Annotated in this window: 18 protein-coding genes and 2 pseudogenes; 11 read left to right on the forward strand and 9 right to left on the reverse strand. The window is 70.3% G+C overall.

The window, feature by feature from the left end:
- Positions 1–13: 13 nt before the first annotated feature.
- Positions 14–970 (reverse strand): LysR family transcriptional regulator, encoded by a 957-nt coding sequence (locus tag AB0N02_RS20630; protein WP_363948738.1) that lies wholly within the window; start codon positions 968–970, stop codon positions 14–16.
- Between the two features lie 280 nt (positions 971–1,250).
- Between AB0N02_RS20630 and AB0N02_RS20635 the strand changes: the two genes are divergently transcribed.
- Positions 1,251–2,081 carry an ATP-binding protein gene (locus AB0N02_RS20635; protein WP_363948740.1) on the forward strand — a complete coding sequence of 277 codons (831 nt, stop codon included), beginning with the start codon at positions 1,251–1,253 and terminating at the stop codon, positions 2,079–2,081.
- A gap of 482 nt (positions 2,082–2,563) precedes the next feature.
- Positions 2,564–5,113, forward strand: coding sequence for a collagenase (locus tag AB0N02_RS20640; protein ID WP_363948742.1), 2,550 nt, complete (start codon positions 2,564–2,566; stop codon positions 5,111–5,113).
- An 83-nt stretch (positions 5,114–5,196) separates the two neighbouring features.
- Here the strand turns inward: AB0N02_RS20640 and AB0N02_RS20645 are convergent, their stop codons facing one another.
- Positions 5,197–5,433, reverse strand: coding sequence for a hypothetical protein (locus AB0N02_RS20645; protein ID WP_363948745.1), 237 nt, complete (start codon positions 5,431–5,433; stop codon positions 5,197–5,199).
- A gap of 76 nt (positions 5,434–5,509) precedes the next feature.
- On the opposite strand from AB0N02_RS20645, the gene AB0N02_RS20650 reads away from it, so the two are divergent.
- Positions 5,510–7,123, forward strand: coding sequence for a M4 family metallopeptidase (locus AB0N02_RS20650; protein WP_363948748.1), 1,614 nt, complete (start codon positions 5,510–5,512; stop codon positions 7,121–7,123).
- Positions 7,124–7,247: 124 nt separating this feature from the next.
- Here AB0N02_RS20650 and AB0N02_RS20655 read toward each other — a convergent pair whose 3' ends face one another.
- Entirely contained in the window at positions 7,248–7,850 is a 603-nt protein-coding gene (locus tag AB0N02_RS20655; protein ID WP_363948751.1) for an ATP-binding protein, read from the reverse strand.
- 247 nt (positions 7,851–8,097) lie between these two features.
- Between AB0N02_RS20655 and AB0N02_RS20660 the strand changes: the two genes are divergently transcribed.
- Complete coding sequence (locus AB0N02_RS20660) at positions 8,098–9,474, forward strand: helix-turn-helix transcriptional regulator (RefSeq protein ID WP_363948753.1); 1,377 nt, start codon at positions 8,098–8,100, stop codon at positions 9,472–9,474.
- 156 nt (positions 9,475–9,630) lie between these two features.
- Here the strand turns inward: AB0N02_RS20660 and AB0N02_RS20665 are convergent, their stop codons facing one another.
- The gene (locus AB0N02_RS20665; RefSeq protein WP_363948756.1) at positions 9,631–10,674 is read right to left on the reverse strand and encodes a DUF2776 family protein; all 1,044 of its coding nucleotides are present in this window, start codon (positions 10,672–10,674) and stop codon (positions 9,631–9,633) included.
- Between the two features lie 170 nt (positions 10,675–10,844).
- The gene (locus AB0N02_RS20670) at positions 10,845–11,447 is read right to left on the reverse strand and encodes an XRE family transcriptional regulator (protein WP_363948758.1); all 603 of its coding nucleotides are present in this window, start codon (positions 11,445–11,447) and stop codon (positions 10,845–10,847) included.
- Between the two features lie 89 nt (positions 11,448–11,536).
- Between AB0N02_RS20670 and AB0N02_RS20675 the strand changes: the two genes are divergently transcribed.
- The 5 genes and pseudogenes from AB0N02_RS20675 to AB0N02_RS20695 all read left to right on the forward strand — a co-directional run bounded on the left by AB0N02_RS20675 (position 11,537) and on the right by AB0N02_RS20695 (position 15,421).
- Positions 11,537–12,064 (forward strand): FAD-dependent oxidoreductase, encoded by a 528-nt coding sequence (locus tag AB0N02_RS20675; RefSeq protein ID WP_363948761.1) that lies wholly within the window; start codon positions 11,537–11,539, stop codon positions 12,062–12,064.
- The gene (locus tag AB0N02_RS20680) at positions 12,022–12,255 is read left to right on the forward strand and encodes a hypothetical protein (RefSeq protein WP_363948764.1); all 234 of its coding nucleotides are present in this window, start codon (positions 12,022–12,024) and stop codon (positions 12,253–12,255) included. The genes AB0N02_RS20675 and AB0N02_RS20680 overlap by 43 nt, the downstream gene beginning before the upstream one ends.
- Positions 12,256–12,358: 103 nt before the next feature.
- A complete protein-coding gene (locus AB0N02_RS20685; protein ID WP_363948766.1) occupies positions 12,359–13,777 on the forward strand; it encodes an MFS transporter in 1,419 nt (472 codons plus the stop codon).
- 51 nt (positions 13,778–13,828) lie between these two features.
- Positions 13,829–14,431, forward strand: a complete 603-nt coding sequence (locus AB0N02_RS20690) for a class I SAM-dependent methyltransferase (protein WP_363948769.1) — start codon at positions 13,829–13,831, stop codon at positions 14,429–14,431.
- Between the two features lie 209 nt (positions 14,432–14,640).
- Positions 14,641–15,421 (forward strand): annotated as a pseudogene (locus AB0N02_RS20695) (IS481 family transposase).
- 192 nt (positions 15,422–15,613) lie between these two features.
- Here AB0N02_RS20695 and AB0N02_RS20700 read toward each other — a convergent pair.
- Positions 15,614–17,227: an amidohydrolase gene (locus AB0N02_RS20700; protein WP_363948771.1), complete on the reverse strand. Its 1,614-nt coding sequence runs from the start codon at positions 17,225–17,227 to the stop codon at positions 15,614–15,616.
- 478 nt (positions 17,228–17,705) lie between these two features.
- Between AB0N02_RS20700 and AB0N02_RS20705 the strand changes: the two genes are divergently transcribed.
- The gene (locus AB0N02_RS20705; RefSeq protein WP_363948773.1) at positions 17,706–18,737 is read left to right on the forward strand and encodes a GNAT family N-acetyltransferase; all 1,032 of its coding nucleotides are present in this window, start codon (positions 17,706–17,708) and stop codon (positions 18,735–18,737) included.
- Positions 18,738–18,945: 208 nt separating this feature from the next.
- On the opposite strand, the pseudogene AB0N02_RS20710 reads toward AB0N02_RS20705, so the two are convergent.
- A pseudogene (locus tag AB0N02_RS20710) lies at positions 18,946–19,383 on the reverse strand (Clp protease N-terminal domain-containing protein); the annotation flags it as partial.
- A gap of 228 nt (positions 19,384–19,611) precedes the next feature.
- Between AB0N02_RS20710 and add the strand changes: the two are divergent.
- Entirely contained in the window at positions 19,612–20,622 is a 1,011-nt protein-coding gene (gene add, locus AB0N02_RS20715) for an adenosine deaminase (protein WP_363948775.1), read from the forward strand.
- A gap of 96 nt (positions 20,623–20,718) precedes the next feature.
- Here the strand turns inward: add and AB0N02_RS20720 are convergent, their stop codons facing one another.
- Complete coding sequence (locus AB0N02_RS20720; protein ID WP_363948777.1) at positions 20,719–21,426, reverse strand: SLATT domain-containing protein; 708 nt, start codon at positions 21,424–21,426, stop codon at positions 20,719–20,721.
- Positions 21,423–22,173: WD40 repeat domain-containing protein (locus AB0N02_RS20725; RefSeq protein ID WP_363948779.1), on the reverse strand; the 751-nt coding region annotated here is incomplete at its 5' end. The genes AB0N02_RS20725 and AB0N02_RS20720, both read right to left, overlap by 4 nt.

Raw genomic sequence — 22,173 nt, forward strand, 5'->3', positions numbered from 1 at the left:
GCGGGCCGTGGGCTCAGGGGAGTGGATGCACCTCGGGATGGGTGTTCCACCAGCGGCTGAAGGCCGGATTGCCGTCGATGTGGTCGCCGAACGCGGCCGCCAGACCGCGATAGAGGGCCGTCGCCCCCTCGGCGCTCAGCCGATCCCTGCGCCAGGCCATGACAAGCCTGGCGATCTGCGGCTCTCCCGCCAGGGGGCGGACGACCGTACCCGGCGCGGGAGGCCAGGTGGGGTCCACCAGGCGGACCCCGTGCCCGTCCGCGACCAGTGGCCTGGCCGCGCCGCTCGGGGCGTCGTAGAGCACCTTCGGTTCGAAGCCCGCCGTACGGCAGGAGGCCCGCAGCGCGGCGAGTGATCCGTCGTCGGCGCCGGGCGGGCTGATCCAGGCCTCGTCCCTCAGGTCGGACAGGTCGACCTCCTCACGGTCGGCCAGGGGATGGGCCGCGGACAGCGCGATGAATATGGGGTATCTGGGGACGAGGGTGCGGCTGACCACCGGTGCCGTCAGCGTCACGTCGAAGCCCTCGATGACGCCCAGCAGCGCGGCGTCCAGGTGACCGTGGGTGAGAGCCTCGGCCAGCAACACCGTCGAGGGTTCGATGCGCAGTGAGATCTCCCGCCCCGGCAGCGTCTCGCCCACCCGGTTGACGATGCTCGCCACGCAGGCCAGGTGCACGCATCCCAGCCGCAGGACGCCCGCCGGGCCGGGGGATCCGCGCATGTCGCCGAAGAGCGCGTCTACCTCGGACAGGACGATCCTGGCGCGGGCGATGATCTGGCGTCCCAGGGGCGTTGGCTCGACCCCGGAGCGGCTGCGGACGAACAGGGATCCGCCGACGAGGTTCTCGATCCGGTGCAGCTGGTTGGTGATGGCCGGCTGCGACAGACCCATGCGGGCCGCGGCCCGGGTGACACTGCCCGTCTCGGCTATCGCGCAGATCATACGAAGATGCCTCGTATCGAGATCCATAGCCAAGGATTATGCGACAAGTAATGACTGTCGGCGGAGGGTCGAGAGCAAACTGTGACTGCCCCTCCCCTTGAGAACCCTCAAGATCCCTGAAATCCCCGCAATGGAGTGTCCGGGACCGCGCGGCTGCGATCACGGCCTGGCCGTTGACGAATCCGCGACACCCGCGTGAGGGGACGCGAGGTGTTCCTGACCGCCGGGCGAGGCCGCCCGTCCCGTTCCGGCCCGTTCACCGGCGGCAGGCCGACGTTCCCCCGGAGCCCGGTCGAAGGTGACAACCATGCCTGAAGTGCCCCCGATGATCGACGGATATCCCGCTCCCCTGGCCGAAGGCGGTTTTCCCGCCTGGCCGTTGCCGCTGGACGGCACGGGAGCCGAGGTCGCGCGGTCGGCCGTACGGGCCGTGTCCCGAGAGTTCGGCATACCCTCCGACCTGACCTACGACGCCACGGTGGTCGCGTCCGAGCTGGCCACCAACGCCCTCCTGCACGCCTGCCGGGCGGCATGGACGCGGCCGTCGTCCGGCGGTCCGGAGCTCTGGGCGTATCTGAGCCTGCGCGCCCGGCCCGAGGTCGTGATCAAGGTGTTCGACTCCGCGCTCCAGGGCCCTCCCTGCAGGGTTCCGTCCCGCCCGCCGTGGGACGCCTCGGGCGGCCGGGGGCTGGAGGTGGTGGACGCGCTGACCGCCGGGTACGGCGGGCGGTGGGGAGTCCACCCGACGCGCAGCAGGCTCGGTGTCCGGCCGACGGCGGGCAAAGCGGTGTTCTTCACCGTGCCGCTTCCCGGTGGTCCGGGCGGTGTGGTCCCTGCCCGGTCGGAGCCGGGCTCCCACCTGCGCTCGGCGGAGCGGATCCGCGCGCTGCTGACCATTCGCGGCCTGCGGCCGCACGTGTCCGCGGGCCCGCGGACGGCCGCGATCCGGGTCCACGCCGGCGTGCACATCTGGATCCGTGAGGAGTCACTCTCCTACCGGATGCCCGGAGGGGGAGTCACCAGCCATCCCCCGTTCGACGAGATCGAGGTCGTCGAGCAGATCGTCCGTCACTGCGAGGAGTCCGTCGCCATGAGCGGCACCGTCGTCCCGGCACCGTTCTCCGGCCCGCTTCCCTGACCCGACCTGGACCTGACCTGGACCTGACCTGGACCTGACCCGACCTGGACCTGACCCGACCTGGACCTGACCCGCCTGGTCCGGCCTGCTGCTCTGACTCCTTCTCGCCGGTGTTCCCCGCCTGCCGTTCCCCGTTGTTCCCCGTTGTTCCCCGCCTGTGATCCGTCGGCCCGAGGCGACCGCTCCGGTCGCCTCTTTTTGTGCGTTTTGCGCTGATTTATGTGGACTCGTCAATACATATATGGGTCTGCTGGCTTAGATCCATAGCCAAGAATTATGTGCCTCTTTATGAGTGCGGGCCGGGTGCCACCCCCAGACTTCCGGCAGAAGGTCGTTCCCGCTCCCGCGGCTGTGAGATCCCCACGGAAGCACGGCCCCCGCCGATCGGCGGGACGAGGCCGCGGACCCCACTCCGATCGGCCCAGGCCGTTCCAGCGACCCAACCTCATGTCCGTCCCATGGATTCCCCCCGGAGGTTGTACGTGACGATCACACCATCCCGGCGCGAGCCGCGCAGCCGCCTGTCGGCGCTGCTCGCACTCGCCCTCGGCCTGGGGCTCGCCCTCCAGAGCCTGGTGGCCACCCCGGCGCACGCCGCTCCGAAACCCCCGCCGGTCAAGGCGTACTCCGCCGCCGACGAGGCGCGGCACGTCCAGAGGTCCCCGCTGGCGGCCAAGGACCGTCCCCCGGCCTCGGCGTCCAAGGACGCGCTGCGCCACGACTACGACGAGCCCGCCACCGCGACGAAGCATCCGAAGCCCTCCATGCGGACCGAAAGTCCCTCGGCGAGATCAGCGGCGGCGGCGTGTGCCGCAGGCGACTTCACCAGCCGCTCGGGAAGCGCGCTCGTCCAGCAGATCAAGGCCTCGACCACCGACTGCGTCAACACCCTGTTCAGCCTGAGCGGGAGCGACGCCTACTACGCCTTCCGCGAGTCCCAGATGGCCACGGTCGCCTACGCGCTGCGCGACAACGCCGGCTCCTATCCGGGCGACAACACCACGGGCACCGCCCAGCTGGTGCTGTACTTGCGCGCGGGCTACTACGTGCACTGGTACGACCCGGCCACCGTCGGCACCTACGGCAGCACGCTGAAGACCGCGATCCAGAGCGGTCTGGACGCCTTCTTCGCCGGCTCCCGTGCCTTCACGGTGAGCGACGCCAACGGCGAGGTCCTCGCCGAGGCGATCACCCTGATCGACAGCGCCGAGGAGAACGACCGCTACCTCGGCGTTGTCAAGCGGATGCTCACGAGCTACAACAGCTCCTACGACGCCTCCTGGTGGATGCTCAACGCGGTCAACAACGTCTACACGGTGCTCTTCCGCGGCCACCAGGTCCCGGCGTTCGTCAGCGCGGTCCAGGCCGACCCGAGCGTGCTCGACACCCTCAACTCCTTCGCGGTGAACCATCTCGGCCTGCTCGGCACCGACCGTGGTTACCTGACCTCGAACGCGGGCCGGGAACTCGCCCGGTTCCTCCAGCACTCCGCACTGCTGACCCGGGTACGGCCGCTGGCCAGGAACCTGCTCACCCGCAGCGGCATCACCGGCACGACCGCTCCGCTGTGGGTCGGCGTGGCCGAGATGACCGACTCCTACGACAAGGCCAACTGCTCCTACTACGACACCTGTGACCTCCAGCAGCGCCTCGCCGCCAGCGTCCTGACGGTCAACTACACCTGCGGCTCCAGCATCAAGATCCGCGCCCAGGAGATGACGGCGACCCAGCTGGCCGACAGCTGCCGGAGCCTGACCAGCCAGGACGCCTACTTCCACAACCTCGTCAAGGACGGTGACCGGCCGGTCTCCGGCGACAACAACACCACCATCGAGGTCTGCGTCTTCGACTCCAGCACCGACTACCAGACCTACGCCGGCGCGATGTTCGGCATCGACACCAACAACGGCGGCATGTACCTGGAGGGCGACCCGGCCGCGGCGGGCAACCAGCCGAGGTTCATCGCCTACGAGGCCGAGTGGGTACGGCCCGCGTTCGAGATCTGGAACCTCAACCACGAGTACACCCACTACCTCGACGGCCGGTACGACATGTACGGCGACTTCAACGCCGGAATCACCACCCCGACCATCTGGTGGATCGAGGGCTTCGCCGAGTACGTCTCCTACTCCTACCGCAAGGTCGTCTACGACGCGGCCATCACCGAGGCGGCCAAGCGCACCTACGCGCTCAGCACGCTGTGGAACACCACCTACTCCCACGACACCACCCGCATCTACCGCTGGGGCTACCTGGCCGTCCGGTACATGTTCGAAAAGCACCCCGCCGACGTCACCACCGTCCTCGGCCACTACCGGACCGGTAACTGGAACGCGGCCCGCACCTTCCTGACCGGTACGGTCGGCAGCCGCTACGACGGCGACTGGTCGACGTGGCTGGCGGCCTGCGCGTCGGGGTCCTGCGCGGGCGGAGGCGGCGGCAACCAGGCGCCCGCCGCCGCCTTCACCTTCACCGCCAACGGTCTCGCCGTGACCTTCACCGACACCTCCACCGACCCCGACGGGACGATCGCGTCCCGCCAGTGGAGCTTCGGCGACGGCACGTCCTCGACCTCGGCCAACCCCTCCCACACCTACGGCGCCGACGGGACCTACCCGGTGAAGCTGACCGTCACCGACGACGCGGGCGCGACCGCGACGAGCACGCAGCAGGTCACGGTGTCGACAGGGGGCTCGTCCACCCCCGAGTGCACGGGGGCCGACACCCGGCAGCTCGACAGGAACTGCCGGCGGAGCAACCTGTCGGCGACCTCCGGCGGTTACGCCTACCTCTACCTCAACGTGCCCGCGGGCACCAAGACGCTGACCATCACCTCGTCGGGCGGCACCGGGAACGCCGACCTCTACTACAGCGACAGCACCTGGGCCACCACCTCGAACCACACCCGGCGCTCGACCGGTTCCGGCAACGCCGAGACCCTGACCATCGCCAACCCCCGGGCCGGCTACCACTTCATCAGTCTGTACGCCGCCCAGACCTTCTCCGGAGCCTCGGTCAAGGTCCAGTACTGACCCGGGGGCGGCGGGCTCCTGCCGGCCCGCCGCCCCCGCGTCACCGTCAGCCGGGGCCGGACCGACGTCCGGCCCCGGCCTTTTCACGCTCTCGCGGCGTTCGCCCGCCGTACCGGCGCCGTGCGGCCGACGGCGGTTTCGGTGAGCCGCTTTCCCCGCCGGAAACATCTGCTCTGAGCTGCGGTGACGTCTTCTTTCCGGGTGGCCGCGTATTTATCGGCTGCGCGTTTTGACCGAAAATGACCGATGGATTGATTTCCGATCTCCGGGTTTGTATTTTCCAGTTGAAACGATCGTGTGGCGCGCTTCTGGAAATCCATTGGATTGTTTCCGTTCATTTCCGGTGTCACGTCCGGCCCGGTACGGCCGCCGCTCTCGACGGAGAAGGAGTCACCGATGACGACCCCGAGGACCAGGCTGGGAGTCTTCGCCGTGACGGCGATGATGGCGGTGGGCGCACCGGCGCTGTCGGGCGGTACGGCCGCCGCCGACCCGGGGACGGGAGCCGCGCCTCCGTCCCGGACCACCACGGCTTCGCGGGCCGGCACCGCATCCCGGACCGCCGTCGTTTCCCGGACCGATGCCGCGGACAGGGCACTCGCCGCACGGGCCGGAGAGCTGCGGAAGGGCCCCTGGGACGCCTTCGAGCGGCCCGTGGTGACGGCGGGCCCGCGCGGCCTGCGGTACCTGCTGTACCGGCGCACCCACCGCGGGCTGCCGGTGTACGGCGGCGACGTGATCGTGGTCACCGACGGCAGCGGGGCCGTGGTCCACACCGTGACCACCGGCCAGCGGGCCGTACTGAACGTCGCCACCGTCCCCCGCGTCGGCGCCGGGGCGGCGGCGGCCGCCGCCAGAGCCGGGCTCGCGGCCGTGCGCGAGGTGGGCACACCCCGCCTGCTGGTCCACGCCACGACCGAGCGGCCCCGGCTGGCCTGGGAGGTGACCGTCGGCGCCGGCACCGACCTGGCGCCCAAGGACCGGCGCGTCTTCGTCGACGCGCTCGACGGGACCGTGTTCGAGTCCGAGGACCTGGTCCGCTACGGTCTCGGCCACAGCTACTACAACGGCGACCCGGTGACCATCCAGACCGCGGGCGGCCCCAACTACTTCGTCATGAGCGACCCGACACGCCCCAGCGTGCGCTGCGACGTCGGCCCGCTCGGCATCACCAAGTCCAAGATGGGCGACGACTGGGGCGACGGGACGCCCGCCAGTGAGGAGACCGCCTGCGTCGACGCGGTGTTCGGCGCCCAGAAGCAGTGGGACATGCTGCGCGACTGGTTCGGGCGCAGCGGCACCGACGGGCAGGGCCACAGCCCGCCGGCGCGCCTCATGCCGGACGTGGTCGGCTCCTACCTGAGCGGGTGGGTCGCCCTGGGCCGCAACCAGGCGGGCACGAAGTGGGTCACCTCACTGGACATGGTCGGGCACGAGTACGGTCACCGGGTCTTCCTGGAGTCCGGCTCGGGCTGGAGCGGCTCCTCGGGCGGGGACGGCCAGGAGCACCAGGGGCTGAACGAGTCGTCGGGCGACATCTTCGCCACGCTGCTCGAACACTACGTCAACCACCCGGCCGCGCTCGACGAGCCGGACTACCTGATCGGCGAGGAGGTCGACCTGCTGGGCAACGGGCCGATCCGCAACCTGTACGACCCCGCCCAGCTGGGCGACCAGAACTGCTACACCCCCTACACCCGGGACACCGGCCCGCAGAACCACTGGTTCTACCTGCTCGCCGAGGGCACCAACCCGTCCGGCAAGCCCGCCAGCCCCGTCTGCTCCGGGCCCTCGACGCTGACCGGCATCGGCATCCGCAAGGCGGGGGAGATCTTCTACAACGGCATCCAGCTCAAGACCGCCCCCTGGAACTACGCCAAGGCGCGCCTGAGCACCGTCCAGGCCGCCCTGACCCTCTACCCGGGCAGGTGCACGGAGGTGAACGCCGTCAAGGCCGCCTGGGCCGCCGTCAACGTCCCCGCGAAACCTGGCGAACCGGCCTGCGCCTGAGCCGCCCACCGGTCCGGAGGTGTGACCGCCGGTTCCGGGACGTACCGTGCCACCGGTGCCCCGACCTGGAAGACGCCAGGGGCACCGGTGTCCGCTGTGAGGTGCGCGTGGCGTGCCCGTGGCCTCACGGCTCCAAGCGGACGCGAGCCGGGCGGCGGCCGAGGTGCGGCAGGGGTGGGCAGGTCAGGCGGGTGCCCGAGCGGGTGGGGAGGGCGAATGCCACGGCCTTGGCGGGGGTGTCCGTGGTGAAGGTCGTCGTCGGGTAGGCCCGGCAGTGCCCCTGGGACAGCTCGCGGACCAGCGTCAGACCCCGGCCGCCCTCGGCGAGCAGGTCCAGCGGGGGATGGGCGCGCGGCAGGTCCAGCATGGCGGGAATCCAGCCCAGGTCGGGGTCGCCGTCGACCAGCTCGCACCAGGTGGGGACGCCGCACAGGCTGAGGACGCGGATCTCGTACGGCGGGCGGGCGTGCCACTCGCAGTTGGCGGCGAGCTCGGCCACGACGGTCTCGGCGTCGGCGATCTCCTCCCCGGAGATCCCCTCGGCCTGGAGCACCTCGCGCACGACGGCGCGGGCACGGCGGGAGACCGAACCGGGCCGCAGGACCCTGACCAGCATGTGGACGTCGTCCCGCCTCTTCCCCGGGGCGCCCGTCCCGCGGGCGGAGTCGTCCAGGCGCTCCGTCCGGACGCCGAACGGGTTCCCGGGGCCGTATGAGGGTGGCGGCATGTGCTCTCTCCATCGCTGTCGGTGACTGTGCTCGACAGCAGACGCGACCGGACGGGGGCGGCGAGGTCCGGAGGCGGGCGTCGCCGTTCGCCGAGGGGTGCCGGGTGCGGACGGCCCGCGCCGGTCGCCGGGTGGATCATCGCGCCGGGTGGTCGTTTCCCTGTCGTTTCCCCCGGCGGGTGGAGTCGCGCGGCACGTCCGGTGACAATCGGTTATCACCCGGAAGTGATGTGTGACGGAGGTGGTCATGGATGACACGGTGCGTGGCGAGGGACGGCCTGAGCTGGTGCGCGCCCGCAAGCGGATGGGGCTGAGCCAGGACGCCATGGCGGAGACGCTGTGGGTGTCGCCGACGACGTGGAGCCGGTGGGAGCGGGGGCGGCAGGAGATCCGCCCGGTCTACCGGGCGCGGATGGCCGAGGTGTTCGGGGTCGACCCGGCCGAGGTCGAGCGATGGGTAGAGGGGAGAGCCCCCGTCGACACCCAAGCCTGGCTGCTTCCGGACTTCAGCGACCTGTCGCTCGCGGCTACGGTCAAGACAGCCGAGCGACTGTGGAGGTGTGACGTGGATCCGGACCGGCGCCACCTGCTGGCCGCGCTGCCGTTCGTGCCCGCGGCCTTCGGCAGCTGGCTGTCGGCGTGGAGCTACGGCGCCTCACCGGCATCGGCGGCCTACCAGGGGGCAGGTGCGGCCGTCGGGCTCTCCGACGTCCGGCGGATCGTCGAGGCGCGACAGGCATTCGGGCAGATGGACCACCAGTTCGGCGCCGGGCTGGTGCGCCCGGCCGTGGTCGACTACCTCAACACCGCCGTGGCCCCGCTGCTGCGCGGACGGTACGACGACAGGGTCGGGGCCGAACTGATGACGGCGGCGGCCGGGATGGCTCAGCTGGCGGGCTGGACGGCCTTCGATCTGGACCGTCACGGTCAGGCCCAGCACTACTTCGGACAGGCGCTCACCCTGGCGAAGACCGGGAACGACCCGCTGACGGGTGCCTGGGTGATGACGAGCATGACGGATCAGGCGATTCACCTGGAGCAGCCCGCCCAGGCGGTGTGGCTCGCCCGCGCAGCCGTGGAAACCGCCCGTCAGGTGCAGGCGCCGCCCCGCGCCATGTCGCTGCTGCTGGTCATGGAGGCGTGGGCGACGGCTCTGCAGGCGAGGCCTGCCGAGACCGGTGACGCGCACAGCGCCAAGCGGGTCGAACGGCTGCTTGCCGAGGCCGAGCGGACATACGCCCAGGGCGCCACTGATCGCGATCCGGCCTGGATCGCCTGGTACGACGCTCCGGAACTGACCGCGGAGATGGGCATGTGCTGGAAGCTGCTGGGCGATCACCGGCGGGCCGCCGACTGCGCGGAGTCGGCGGTGCGTGAGTTCACGACGAAGCGGCCTCGATCGGCCCAGCTCAACCGGGTGAACGCCGCCGAGGCCTATCTCGGCATGGGTGAGGTGGAGCAGGCCGTCGACGCGGCGCGGGCCGCGATCCCCATGGCCAGGTCGCTGACCTCCGCCCGCTCGGTCGAACGCCTCAGGAAGTTCTCCGCCAGGCTTGAGCCGTACGGCACGACCATCCAGGTCAGGGAGTTCCGCGCCTACCTCGACGGCGAGCTCGCCTCCTGAGGAGCGGTCCCGCCTCCGGCTGGTGGGCGGGCTCCCCGATGTGGTGGCGGGGAGGGTTCGGCGGGTGGCGTGCGTTCGACGGCGCCGGGCGCGCTCCTGCCTGTGCTCGCCGTACCGGCGCCCGCGAACACCGTCCGGTGGAGGATGCGGAGGTGTTCAGCCGGACGTTCCGGCCTCCAGGATCGAGACGATGGAGAACAGGGTGAAGCACACCGCGCCCAGGCCCACCATCACGCGCGCCGGGATGAAGAACTGGGTGTCGGTGACGGCCGCCTCGAACAGGAAGGCGGAGAGGAACAGGCAGATCAGGGCGGTGGCCACCGGCAGGATGGGGATGCGGTTGGCCAGCGGGAAGGAACGGCGCCACACCAGGGCCAGCAGGAGCGCCTTGGACAGGATGCTGAAGCAGACCAGCGACAGGCCGATCAGGATGTAGCCGGGGGCGATGCGGTAGGGCCGGTCGGAGCTCAGCAGGTCGTACAGTCCCAGCACGAGGTTGATCGTCCCCATGAGGACCACCAGCCAGCTCCACCGGTACCGCTCGGCCTGGCCGAAGGCGTTGCGGACCTGGCGGACGATGCTCGCCACCAGCGCGACCAGGCTGGCGCAGATCGCCGCCAGCCCGAACAGGACGTGTCCGGCGACGTAGTCGGCGCTCCCCCCGCGGGCCATGAGGACGAGGGCGAGGACGAATCCCGCGACGGCGCAGACGATCGGGATGGCCACCAGCACCATGCCCACCTCTCGCAGGTAGGCCTCCTCCGGCGGACCGTCCTGCGGGCTCCTCGCGGCGTTGACCGGGATGAGGGCGAAGGCGGTGGAGGCCGTCGCGACCGTGCTCACGCACACGGCGATGAGACCGACGCCGAGCACCACGTGGCCGGCGACGACGAACTTGGAGGCGTCTCCCCGAAGCACGAGGAACACTCCCCAGCCGATGGTCGCCAGGGCGACGACGTATCCCGACAGCGGCAGGGCGATCCGCCAGAACAGGTTGTACCGGTGAACCAACTGGCGGATGATCGTCGCGGCGGTCGTGAAAAGCGCGTAACAGATCGCGGTCAGCGCGATGTTCACATGGCCCGCGACGAAATGGTCGGCGTCCGTGCCGCCGCTGTCGATGTAGAGGCCGAAGGCGAGGCAGACGGCCCCGATCACCAGCGGGATGGCGCGGAAGAGCACACTTATCGCGAAATTCATGGTTCCCCCGACAGACGCGGCGGTGAATTCCCGGTTCCTACCCCGATGTCTAAGGCTGTCCCTTTCGTTGCAATCTAGTTGTATTGACCACGAACGTTGTTGACATCCCGCAGGCGAGCGCCCGCCTGGGTGAACGGTGGGCTCGCCGTAGGTCGTAGCGCCTTTGGAGTTCAGAGGTGATGGAGATCATCGGGGCGGTAACTGGCTCTGATGTGGACGCGTTCGCCCTGGGGGCCGAGGATGCTGAGGAACTCCACGGGGCGTTCGTCCGCGTTACCGAACCAGTGCGGAAGGTGGGTGTCGAATTCGGCGACTTCGCCCTCGGTGAGGATGAAGTCCTGGTCGCCGAGTACGACGCGTAGGCGACCGCGCAGGACGTAAAGCCAGTGGTAACCCTCGTGTGAACGGGGGTCGGGTTCGCGGCCGTCGGTCAGGCCGGCGGGCAGGATGTGCTTGAACGCCTGCAGTCCACCGGGTTTACGCGTCAGCGGAACGACGGTCATGCCGTTCCGGGTGAACGGCTGAGGATACACCCGGGGATCGAGGTCGGCAGGAGCGCCGATCAACTCATCCACCGGCACCTGGTAGGCCCTGGCCAGAGGCAGTAGGAGTTCCAGGCCCGGTTTGCGGTGCCCGGACTCCAGTCGGGACAGCGTGCTGATCGGAATCCCGGTGGTCTCCGACAGAGCGGTCAGGGTGACGCCGCGGCGACGGCGCAACGCGCGCAGCCGGGGCCCGACCGCAGCCAGCACCACATCGAAGTCATCACTCATACGTTCACTGTGGCTGTGTTTTGCATTTTCTGCAAAGAACTTTGCCCGATTGCTGATGTGGGCGCACCCTGGCGTCGGAGGTGGTCACGATGACTCGAAATCCGCAGGTCAACAACCGTGATCAGTACGACGTAGTGGTGGTCGGCGGAGGCCCGGCCGGCTTGAGCGCGGCGCTCATGCTCGGACGGGCCCGAAGGTCGGTGCTGGTGATCGACAACGGTCGGCCCCGGAACACACCGGCGGCGCATATGCATGGCCTCATTTCCCGTGATGGGGTTCCGCCCGGTGACCTGCTGGAGGCGGGACGCCGCGAGGTGGCTGGCTACGGCGGTGACGTGCAGGCGGGGCAGGCCCTGTCCACGGCACGCGACGGCAACGGGTTCGCGATCAAGCTCGACACCGGTCGCAGGATGCGGGCACGGCGGCTGCTGGCCACTGCGGGAGTCACCGACGAACTACCCGACGTGCCAGGGCTTGCGGCACGTTGGGGACGTGACGTGGTGCACTGCCCCTACTGCCACGGGTGGGAGATCCGCGACCAGCCGATCGGTGTCCTGGCCACAAGCCCGCTGGGGTGCACCAGGCCCTGCTGTTTCGCCAGTGGAGCCACCGGCTGACCCTGCTGCTGCACACCGCCCCACGTCCCACCGCCGAGGAGGCCGAGCAGTTGGCCGCACGCAGGATCACGGTGGCCAGCGGTCAAGTGACCAGTCTGGAGGTCACCGAGGACCGGCTGAGCGGGGTCCGCCTGCACTCCGGCGAGCAGATCCCGTTGCGGGCGCCGGCCGCCGCATCCCGGCATCAATGACCAGCTAGGCAGGACGGTTATGAGTGAACCAACCGCGGCTGACCGCACCACCCGGGCGGACAGTGCACGTCCATCCGGATCCCGTCACTGGTGGATCCTTGCCGTGCTGAGCCTGGCCCAGCTCCTGCTGGTGCTCGACTCCACCGTGATGAACGTCGCCCTGCCCTCGGTGCAGGCAGATCTTGGCTTCAGCACCGCGGACCGGCAGTGGGTGGTCACCGCCTACGCCCTCGTCTTCGGCGGCACGCTCCTGGCCGGAGGCCGGTTGAGCGACATACTCGGCCGTAAGCGCATGCTGATCCTGGCGACGGCCGGGTTCACCCTCGCCTCCGTCCTGGGCGGCCTTGCGAACGGCTTCGTCATGCTGGTCATCGCGCGTGCCCTCCAAGGTTTCTTCGGCGCCCTGCTGGCACCGGCGACGCTGTCGCTCATGACCACGACCTTCACCGACCAGACGAGGCGCGGCAAGGCATTCGGGATCTTCGGCGCGGTCTCCAGCAGCGGCAGTGCCATCGGGCTGCTGCTCGGCGGGGCGCTGACCGAGTACCTGGACTGGCACTGGTGCCTGCTGGTCAACGTGGTGGTCGGTGCCGTGGTCCTCGCGGCGGCCTCGGCCCTGGTGCCCGCACAGAGCCCCGAATCAACCCGCCCGCGCCTGGACATACCCGGCATGATCACTTCCATGCTCGGTGTCTTTGCCCTGGTCTACGGATGCTCCGCGGCGGAGCGCGATGGGTGGACGAGCCCGGTGCCCCTGGGTGCGCTCGCCGCGGGCGTGCTGCTCCTGGGACTGTTCGTGTGGACCGAGACCCGGGTCGCCCAGCCCCTGCTGCCGATGCGGGTCGTGCTCGACCGGAACCGGGGCGCTGCCTATCTGATGGTCGCGATCGCTGGCATCGGCATGTTCGGCGTCTTCCTGTTCCTTGCCTACCACCTGCAGCAAGTGCTCGCCTTCACACCGCTGATGACCGGCGTGGCGTTCCTGCCCATGGTCCTGTCGCTGGTGGTCATGGCGATCGTGACCGGCAGCGTCCTGCTGCCCCGCACCGGACCGCGTTCCGTCGTCATCGGCGGGTTCCTCCTCACCGCGCTGGGAACCTCGCTATTCACCGGGCTCACCGTGCACAGCGGATACGCCAGCGGCATCCTGCCAGGACTGCTGATCACCGGCGCCGGCTTCGGCCTGATCTTCGGACCCGCGATGAACCTCGCCACCGACCGGGTGGACCCCACCGACGCCGGCGCCGCCTCCGCCATGGTCAACGCCGGACAGCAGATCGGAGCCGCCATCGGTACCGCCCTGCTCAACACCATCGCCGTCAGCGCCACGTCGAGCTACCTCGCCAACCACCCCCAGCCCCCTGATGCCGCCGCGCAGGCATCCGTACACGGCAACATCGTCGCCTTCTGGGTGACCGTGGCGGTGTTCGTCCTCGCTGCCCTCGCGTGCGGCCTCATCGTCCGGCCAGGACGCCAGTTGGGATCGACAGACAGTAAACCCACGCCGACGACAGCAACCTGAGCGCACCCCACACCGACCGTCACCAAGGAACCAAGGAGAGGACTGAGCGCCATGGACGTCCGACGCTGGGACGAGATGTACCGCAGCCACGACCAGGTATTCAGCGGCAACCCCAACGGCGTGCTCGTCGCCGAAACCATCGACCTGCCACCGGGCCGAGCGCTCGACGTCGGATGCGGTGAAGGCGCCGACACCCTCTGGCTGGCACGCCGCGACTGGCAGGTCACCGCGGTCGACATCTCCGAGGTCGCCCTGCGGCGCGCCGCCACCGCTGCCACGGACGTCCAGGACCGCGTGGTGTGGGCACGGGCCGACATCCTCACCACGCCACCCCCGGCAGGCGCCTTCGACCTGGTGTCCGTCCACTACTTCCCGCTCAAGCGTCAGCCGGGCCACACCGCGCTGCGCGGCCTTCTGGACGCTGTCGCCCCCGGCGGCACGCTGCTCTTTGCCACCCACGCCCTCGCGGACCTGGCCCTGCACCAGGAGGAGGGCTTCGACCCCTCCGACTACTACCAACCCGACGACATCGCCCAACTCCTCGACCCCACCTGGAACATCCTGATCAACGAGACCCGCCCCCGCACCGCCCCGGCCCCCACCGGCACACACCACTCCCACGACACCGTCCTGAGAGCACTACGCCTGCCGTGAGCACCCCCTCGCCGCGCTCGTCGTCATCGAAGTCCCGCTGAGGAAGGCTTACCCACACCCACTGGCGAAGGGAGCGAGAACACCCGCGCCACCCACCATGGTCACCTGCCCCACCACACACCAGGGCTGAAGACGTCGAGGGCGGAAGTGCCTGCCGCCGTCGCCAAGCCCGGCAGCTTCGTCACAGCAGTCACACAACAGAGGTCTCTTTGTCCCATCCCAATGCCCGGCTCACCATCCACGGCAGACGGCTCCTGGTCGGCCGGGTTCGCGCCGGCAGGCCCGTCGCCCACGTCGCCGACGAAATGGGCATCTCCCGCACCACCGCCCACAAGTGGGTCCGGCGCTGGCGAGCCGAAGGCGACGCGGGGCTGTACGACCGCACGAGTCGGCCCCGGACCACCCCGCACCGCACCCCGACCGATACCGAAGCCCAGATCTGCGCGCTGCGCCGAGAGCGGCCACCGGATCATGTCCCGGCAGCAAGCCCTCGCCAACCGGCAGGCCACCACCGGTGTGCGCAAGGGCGGCGGTCCCGTGATCGGCTACAGCTTCATCCACTCCGCCATCGATGATCATTCCCGGCTCGCCTACAGCGAGGTCCTCACCGACGAACGCAAGGAGACCACCGCCGCATTCTGGCGGCGCGCGAACGCCTTCTTCACGGCTCATGGCATCACCATCGAGCGTGTTCTCACGGACAACGGCTCCTGCTATCGGTCCGGGCTGTTCGGCCGGACTCTGAGCGCGGCCGACATCATCCACAAACGCACCCGGCCATACCGTCCGCAGGCGAACGGCAAGGTGGAGCGCCTAAACCGCACCCTGCTCGACGAATGGGCATACGTACGCCCGTACTCCAGCAACGCCGAGCGTACCGAAGCCCTGGCGGACTTTCTCCACACCTACAACTACCACCGGTGCCATACCGCACTCGACGGGCAGCCACCCATCAGTCGCGTCAACAACCCTGCGGGTAAATACATCTAGTCCAGCGGTCCGCGCCACCGTGCGGAGACCCGCGGGTACCGGCCTGTGATCCGGCCGGAAGCCGCGGGGCCGGCGCCGGTTCCGGACGGCCGCGCCCGCGCCCCGGGACCCGACGGACGGGCGCCCCCCCGCACGGTCCGGCGTCGGCACGCCCCGGCGCCGGGGCCTGGCGGGTGTCCGCTCCCGGGACGGTCAGCGGTGGTAGACCTCCTCGCCGCCGACGAAGGTCATCGCGACCTGGGTCCGCCAGATGTCGGCGGCGGGTTCGGTGAACGGGTCGCGGTCGAGGACGACCAGGTCGGCGCGGTTGCCGGGGGTGACGGTCCCGGCCTCGTCGTCGTTGTTGATCCAGGCCGAGCCGGCCGTGTAGGCGGTCAGCGCGGTGGCGAGGTCCAGGCTCTGGCCGGGCAGGAACGGGGTCTGGGCCGTCGGATAGTCCGCGTGGACCGAGCTTCCCGGTTCGGTGCGGTTGACCGCCACGTGCATGCCCTGGATCGGGTCGGCGTTGGAGACGGGCCAGTCGCTGCCCGCGCAGAAGCGGGTGCCCGCCCGCAGCAGGTCGGCGAACGGGTACTGCCAGCCGGATCGCTCCTCGCCCAGGAACGGGATCGTCAGCTCGTCCATCTGGGCGTGGTGGGTGGCCCACAGCGGCTGCAGGTTCGCGGTCACCCCGAGCTCGGCGAAGCGCGGCACATCCGACGGCTCGATGATCTGCAGGTGCGCGACGTGATGCCGGTTGGCCCGGTCGGTTCCCTCGAAGCTGTCGAGCGCCTCGCGGACCGCGCGCTCGCCGATCGCGTGGAAGTGCACCTGGAAGCCGTGCCGGTCCAGCTCGGCGACGTACCCCTTCAGCAGCGCCGGGTCCACGTAGGACAGGCCGGTGCCGCCGCAACGGCAGTAGGGCTCGATCACCGCGGCGGTGAAGTTCTCGGCGATGCCGTCCTGCATGATCTTCACCGAGGTGGCGCGGAAGCGCTCCAGCCCCTCGGCCGACTCGCGGCGCTCCACCAGCTCGGGGATCTGCTCGGCGCCGCGCGCGCGGTCCCACCACAGCGCGCCCACGACCCGGGCCCGCAGCCTTCCCGACGCGGCCGCGGAGACGTAGGTGGGCAGCTGGTCGTCCGAGCCCGCGTACGACCCGACGATGGCGTCCTGCCAGCCGGTGACGCCCAGGGAGAACAGGTGGTTCTGGGCGTCGAGCAGCGCCTCGGTCAGGTCCCGGGCGGTGGGGCGCGGGGTGAGCAGGCCGACCAGGTCCATCGCGCCCTCGTGCAGCACGCCGCTCGGCGTGCCGTCGGGGTCGCGCTCGATCCGGCCGTCCGCCGGGTCGGGGGTGTCGCGGGTGATGCCCGCGCGTCTCAGGGCGGCGCTGTTGACCCAGGCGGCGTGGTGGTCACGCTGGATGAGGTAGACCGGCCGGTCGAGGAAGTCGATCTGCGAGCGGTGCGGCAGGCCGCCGGGGAAGGCGGCCATGTCCCAGCCTCCGCCGTCGATCCACTCGTGTGAGGGGTGCGACTCGGCGTAGGCGATGATCCGCTCGATGTACTCCGGCAGGCCGTAGACCTCGGACAGGTCGCACTTGGCCCGTTCGAGACCGGCCTGCACCGGATGGATGTGGGCGTCGGTGATGCCGGGGATCAGCAGGCCGCCGCCGAGGTCCACGGTCTCGTGGCCGGGGGCGGCCCGCCGTACGACCTCGGTCTCCGAGCCGACGGCGGCGATCCGGCCGTCGCGGACCAGCACCGCCTCGGCGAAGGCGTCCGCGGCCAGGAACGCCCGGCCGCCCCGGAACAGGATGTCGCTCACCTGACCTCCACCGATGCGTCGGAGGGGGTGTCGGACGGGTGGATCATGGCTCTCCTCGGTGTGCGGTGACGGCCGCGGCTCGGCGTCCGGTGGTGGAGCCGGCGACCGGCTCCACCTCCCAGCCTCGCACCTTACGGCCGGCCCGGGACGGTGAGGCATGTTCCGTGCCCACGCGGAATCGGGTCGCGCGGCGTACGGCTCGCCGGGTTCGGCGACGTCACCCCCGTGACCGTGCGGCCGTCCGGCCGTCGCCGGTCGATGGTCCACGTGCGCGGCGGCGCACCGGCCGCGGGGCGCGCCGAGCGGCTCGCGGCCCTCCCAATCATGCTCCATCCGTCAGAGGAGGCATGTTCTCCAGCGGAAACCGTTGTGAGAACGCGTTACGGTCGATCTTTTCCAGCGTAACGACCACCTCACTCCCGTGTAGCAGTCTCGTAACAGGGGTGCGCCAGGCTGGGCTGCGAAGAGGGAGGGTTCGATGGGGTTTCTGAGGATTCGTACTACGGTTGACGAGCGGCCGGGACGGCTGGCCTCACTGGCCGCCGCGCTCGCCGAAAAGGGCGGCAACATCCTGGGCCTGAGCGTCCAGTCCAACACGGACGGCACCGTCGACGAGTTCGTCGCCGACATCCCCGCCGGGCCGGAGGCCGTACGCGAGGCGCTGGAGGCGGCGGGCGGCCGCCGGGTCCAGGTCGTCGCCGCCACCGCCCACGAGCTGACCGACGAACCGACCCGAGCCCTCCTGCTCGCCTCCCGGCTGCGCGCGATGCCCTGGCGGCTTCCCGAACTGCTGGGAGAGTTGCTGCGAGCCGACGACGCCCGCTGGGTCTACGGTTCTGACATGAGCGATCTCCCGGACCCGACGCTGCTGACCGTACCGGTCGCCCCGCGCCGCTCCATCCGGTTGCGCCGGGCGGATCTGCCCTTCACCCTGACCGAGGCCGCCAGGGCCGCCTCCTTCGTACGGCTGGCCCAGCCCACTCCCCGGCCGACCGGCGGCGAGCGGGTCGTCAGGCTGTCCGACGGCACCGAGTCCCGGATCCGGCCGCTCACCCGGCTCTACCGCGAGGCCGTCCGCGACCTGCACGACCGCTGCTCGCCCGAGTCCCGACGCTTCCGCTACTTCACCGCGATGCCCACGCTGCCGCCCCGCGCCTTCGACCGGCTCTGCGATCGCAGCCGGGGCCTGTCGCTGGTCGCCGGGCACGACGGGCAGGTCATCGCCATGGCCAGCCTGATGTTCACCCCCGATCCGGGCATCGCCGAGATGGCCCTCCTGGTCGAGGACCGCTGGCAGGGCTTGGGGCTGGGCGCCGCGCTGGCCAGGATGATCGTCACCGAGGCCCGCGATCTGGGGTTCGCCGAGGTCAGGGCAGGGCTGCTGGCCGACAACGTGCGCATGCGCAGGCTGCTGGGCTCGCTGGGCGCCACGCTGAGCCAGAGCGAGGACCCCGGCGTGGTCGAGGCCAGGCTGGCCGTGGGCGCGGTGGCGGCGGCGTCCCCGCACTGATCCGGCCGTCCGGCCTTTTCGCACCCGGGCGCCGGGGGAGCCGGGGCCGCTAGGAGTCAGGGGTGGGCGGTCCGGGGTCGGGCGGCGCTCCCAGGGCGTCCAGCCGTCGCTCGATCCGCTCCAGGGTCTCCTGGATGCGATCCAGCCTCGCGGTGTTCGAGGGGCCGATGTTCATTCCCTCCTCGAACACCGAGATGGAGTGCTCGGGGCCGCGCCGCCCGAGCAGCGCGAGCACCTGGGCCCGTACGATCTCCAGCCGCGCCCCCTGTTTGACGAGCACCTGGGCGGCCACGCCCTCGCCCTCCCGGATCAGGCCGAGCAGGATGTGCTCGGTGCCGATGTAGCTGTGGTGCAGGCTCAGCGCCTCACGCAGGGACAGCTCCAGCACCTTCTTGGCGCGCGGGGTGAACGGGATGTGGCCGATCGGCGCCCCGTCGCCCTCGCCGATGATCTCCTCGACGTCGGCGCGCACCCGCTCGCCGTCGATGCCCAGACTCCGCAGGGCGCGGCCCGCGACGCCGTCCTCCTCGTCGATCAGGCCGAGCAGGATGTGCTCGGTGCCGATGGAGGTGTGACTGAGCCGCCGTGCCTCTTCCTGGGCCAGGACCACAACGCGGCGGGCGCGGTCGGTGAAGCGCTCGAACACGAGAGGCCTCCGTGAGGGGTGTCGAGGTGCTTGACCCCACTATGCGACAGTTGCCCGGCAAAGGGGAGGAAATATCGCGGTGGAATGCCGTTCATAAGCGATGCCGGTTCAAGGATTCCCCAGGCGGTTTGCCCGCTCCGGAGTGCTGTCCGACTAAACTGACATTTCTGTGTGAGATTAACCGGGCAAACCTGTCGTGCCCCGATACGGCGTGCGTAAGGTCGCCGCATGACGATCGACGCCTTCATCGACGCGCTGCCCAAGGTCGAGCTCCACGTCCACCTGATCGGCTCCGCCTCCGTCCCCACGGTGCTGGAACTCGCCCGCCGTCATCCCGGCGGTCCCGTGCCCACCGCGGAGGAGGAACTGCGGGACTTCTACCGCTTCCGCGACTTCCCGCACTTCGCCGAGGTCTACCGGGCGGTCAACGCCCTGGTCCGGGAGCCCGAGGACGTCGCCACCCTGGTGACCGGGCTGGCCCGGGACCTCGCCGCGCAGAACGGGCGCTACGTCGAGCTGACGGTCACCCCCTACGCCCACCACGTCGTGGGCATGCCCATGCGGGCCGTCACCGAGGCGCTCGACCTGGCCGCCCGGCGCTCCCTCGACGAGCACGGCGTCCAGGTCGGCTACATCTTCGACATCCCCGGCGAGTACGGTGCCGAGGCCGCCCGGGTGACCCTGGAGCACGCCCTCGAAGAACCTCCCCGTGCTTTGGTAGGTTTCGGGCTCGCCGGGATCGAGCAGGAGCGCCCGAAGCATCGCGACGTCTTCAGGGACGCCTTCCGCGCCGCGACCGCCGCCGGGCTGCGCAGCCTCCCGCACGCCGGGGAGATGACCGGTCCCGAGACCGTCTGGGAGGTCGTCGACGCCCTCGGCGCCGAGCGGATCGGTCACGGCATCGCCTGCCTGGACGACCCTCGCCTCGTCGCCCATCTCCGCGAGACCCGGATCCCCCTGGAGGTCTGCCCCACCTCCAACGTGTGCACCGGCCAGGTCGCCGCGATCGAGGACCACCCCCTGCCGCGCCTGCTGAAGGAAGGCCTGTACGTCACCCTCAACAGCGACGACCCGCCCATGTTCGCCACCACCCTGAGCCGGGAGTACCGCGTCGCCGCCGAGGTCTTCGGCCTTGGCCGGGAGGACCTGGCGGAACTGGCCCGCAACGCCGTCAACGCCTCCTGCCTGGATCCGGCGGGCAAGCGGCGGATCATCGCCGAGATCGACGCGCTGCCCTGACCTGCCGTACGGCCCCGCCCCGGCGACCGCCGTCCCCGCCGTCCCCGAGAGCGCCTTTTCGCGGGCGGCTCACCCCGTTCCCAGCCCCGGCCCGGCTCACTTGGCTCCCGAAGGCAGGCTGAACTGGCTCAATCCCTCCCTGAACTCGGTCGCCCACTCGGCGGTCTCGTTGTTCACGATCTCCGACAGGTCGGTGACGAACGCGCGGACCAGGTCGAGATACTCCTGAACCGGCGTCTCCTGCCCGGCCGACGCGTCACGGACGCCGAGACCGGCCCAGTCGAGCTGGAACTCGTGCAGCCGCTGCCGGATCGCGTGCGCCGACAGCATGTCCCGCATCCAGCCCGACGAGAGCCCGAGGAAGTGGTCGAAGGCCACGCACACCCCGGCCGAGGCCAGCAGCACGTATCCCCACCCCATGCCGCCCCAGGAGGCGGCCGCACTCGCCAGCGGCTGCAACCCCCCGGCCGCCGCCAGCACGATCGCCGTGCCCCGCAGCCTCCGGGAGACGGTCTTCTTGCGGATCCGGTCGCGCATGTACCAGCCGTGGGCCTCGATCGCCCGCTCCTCCATGTCGAGGTACATCCGCCGCAGCACTTGCTCGGGTGCCCGCCACTCCTCCGCGGTGACCAGCGGGAACGTCCGTACCCCGAGATCGGTCTCCTTGGCCCGGTGCACCCGGACGGACACCTCTCCCGCGGGATTCTCCGGCCGGGGGGAAGAGGGGGTGGGAACGGGGGCCGGGGGAGGAGCGGTCACCTCGGGAGCCTGACCGGACGGGAGGGGGGATTCGGGAGTGGTCATGCCTCTTCCTGCCCTGAAGGGGATGAGATCAGCGCGCTCAGGGGGGAATCGTAGGGGACACGGCGGATCTCGGGAATGTACGGATCGAGCTCACCGGGGGCGAAGGTGCACAGGCCGATCGTCCACCAGAACCGCCCGGACGGGGAGCCCGTGAACTTGTAGGTCATACCGTCCGGCCCGAAGGCGGCGGACCCGTCGGGCAGCGGAAGAAGTGTGCCGAGGAGCGAGTAGGTCGCGGAGTCCCAGATGCGTACTCCCCGGTCGTTTCCCGCGGTGGCGAGGTGGGTGCCGTCCGGGCTCCAGGCCACCGCCCGGACCCAGTCGGTGACGTCTTCGAGTATGTGGACGAGGTCTCCGGTCGTGGGGTTCCAGATGCGTACGGTGCCGTCGTCACTGCCGGTGGCGAGGTGGGTGCCGTCGGGGCTCCAGGCCACGGAGTAGATCCAGCCGCTGTGGCCTTCGAGGGTGTGGGCGAGGGTGCCGGTTGCGGTGTTCCAGATGTGTGTGACGTCGTATCCCCCGGTGGCGAGGCGGGTGCCGTCGGGGCTCCAGGCCACCGAGCACACCCTTCCGGTGCGGTCTTCGAGGGTGCGGACGAGGGTGCCGGCTGCCGGGTTCCAGATATCTACGGTGCCGTTGTCGTGCGTGATGGCGAGGTGGGTGCCGTTGGGGCTCCAGGCCACCGAGAGCACGCTGCGGATGTGCTTTTCGGGGGTGTGGGCGAGGGTGCCGGTTGCGGTGTTCCAG

This window comes from Streptosporangium sp. NPDC051022, from assembly GCF_040683035.1.
In the GTDB taxonomy this organism is placed as follows: Bacteria; Actinomycetota; Actinomycetes; order Streptosporangiales; family Streptosporangiaceae; genus Streptosporangium.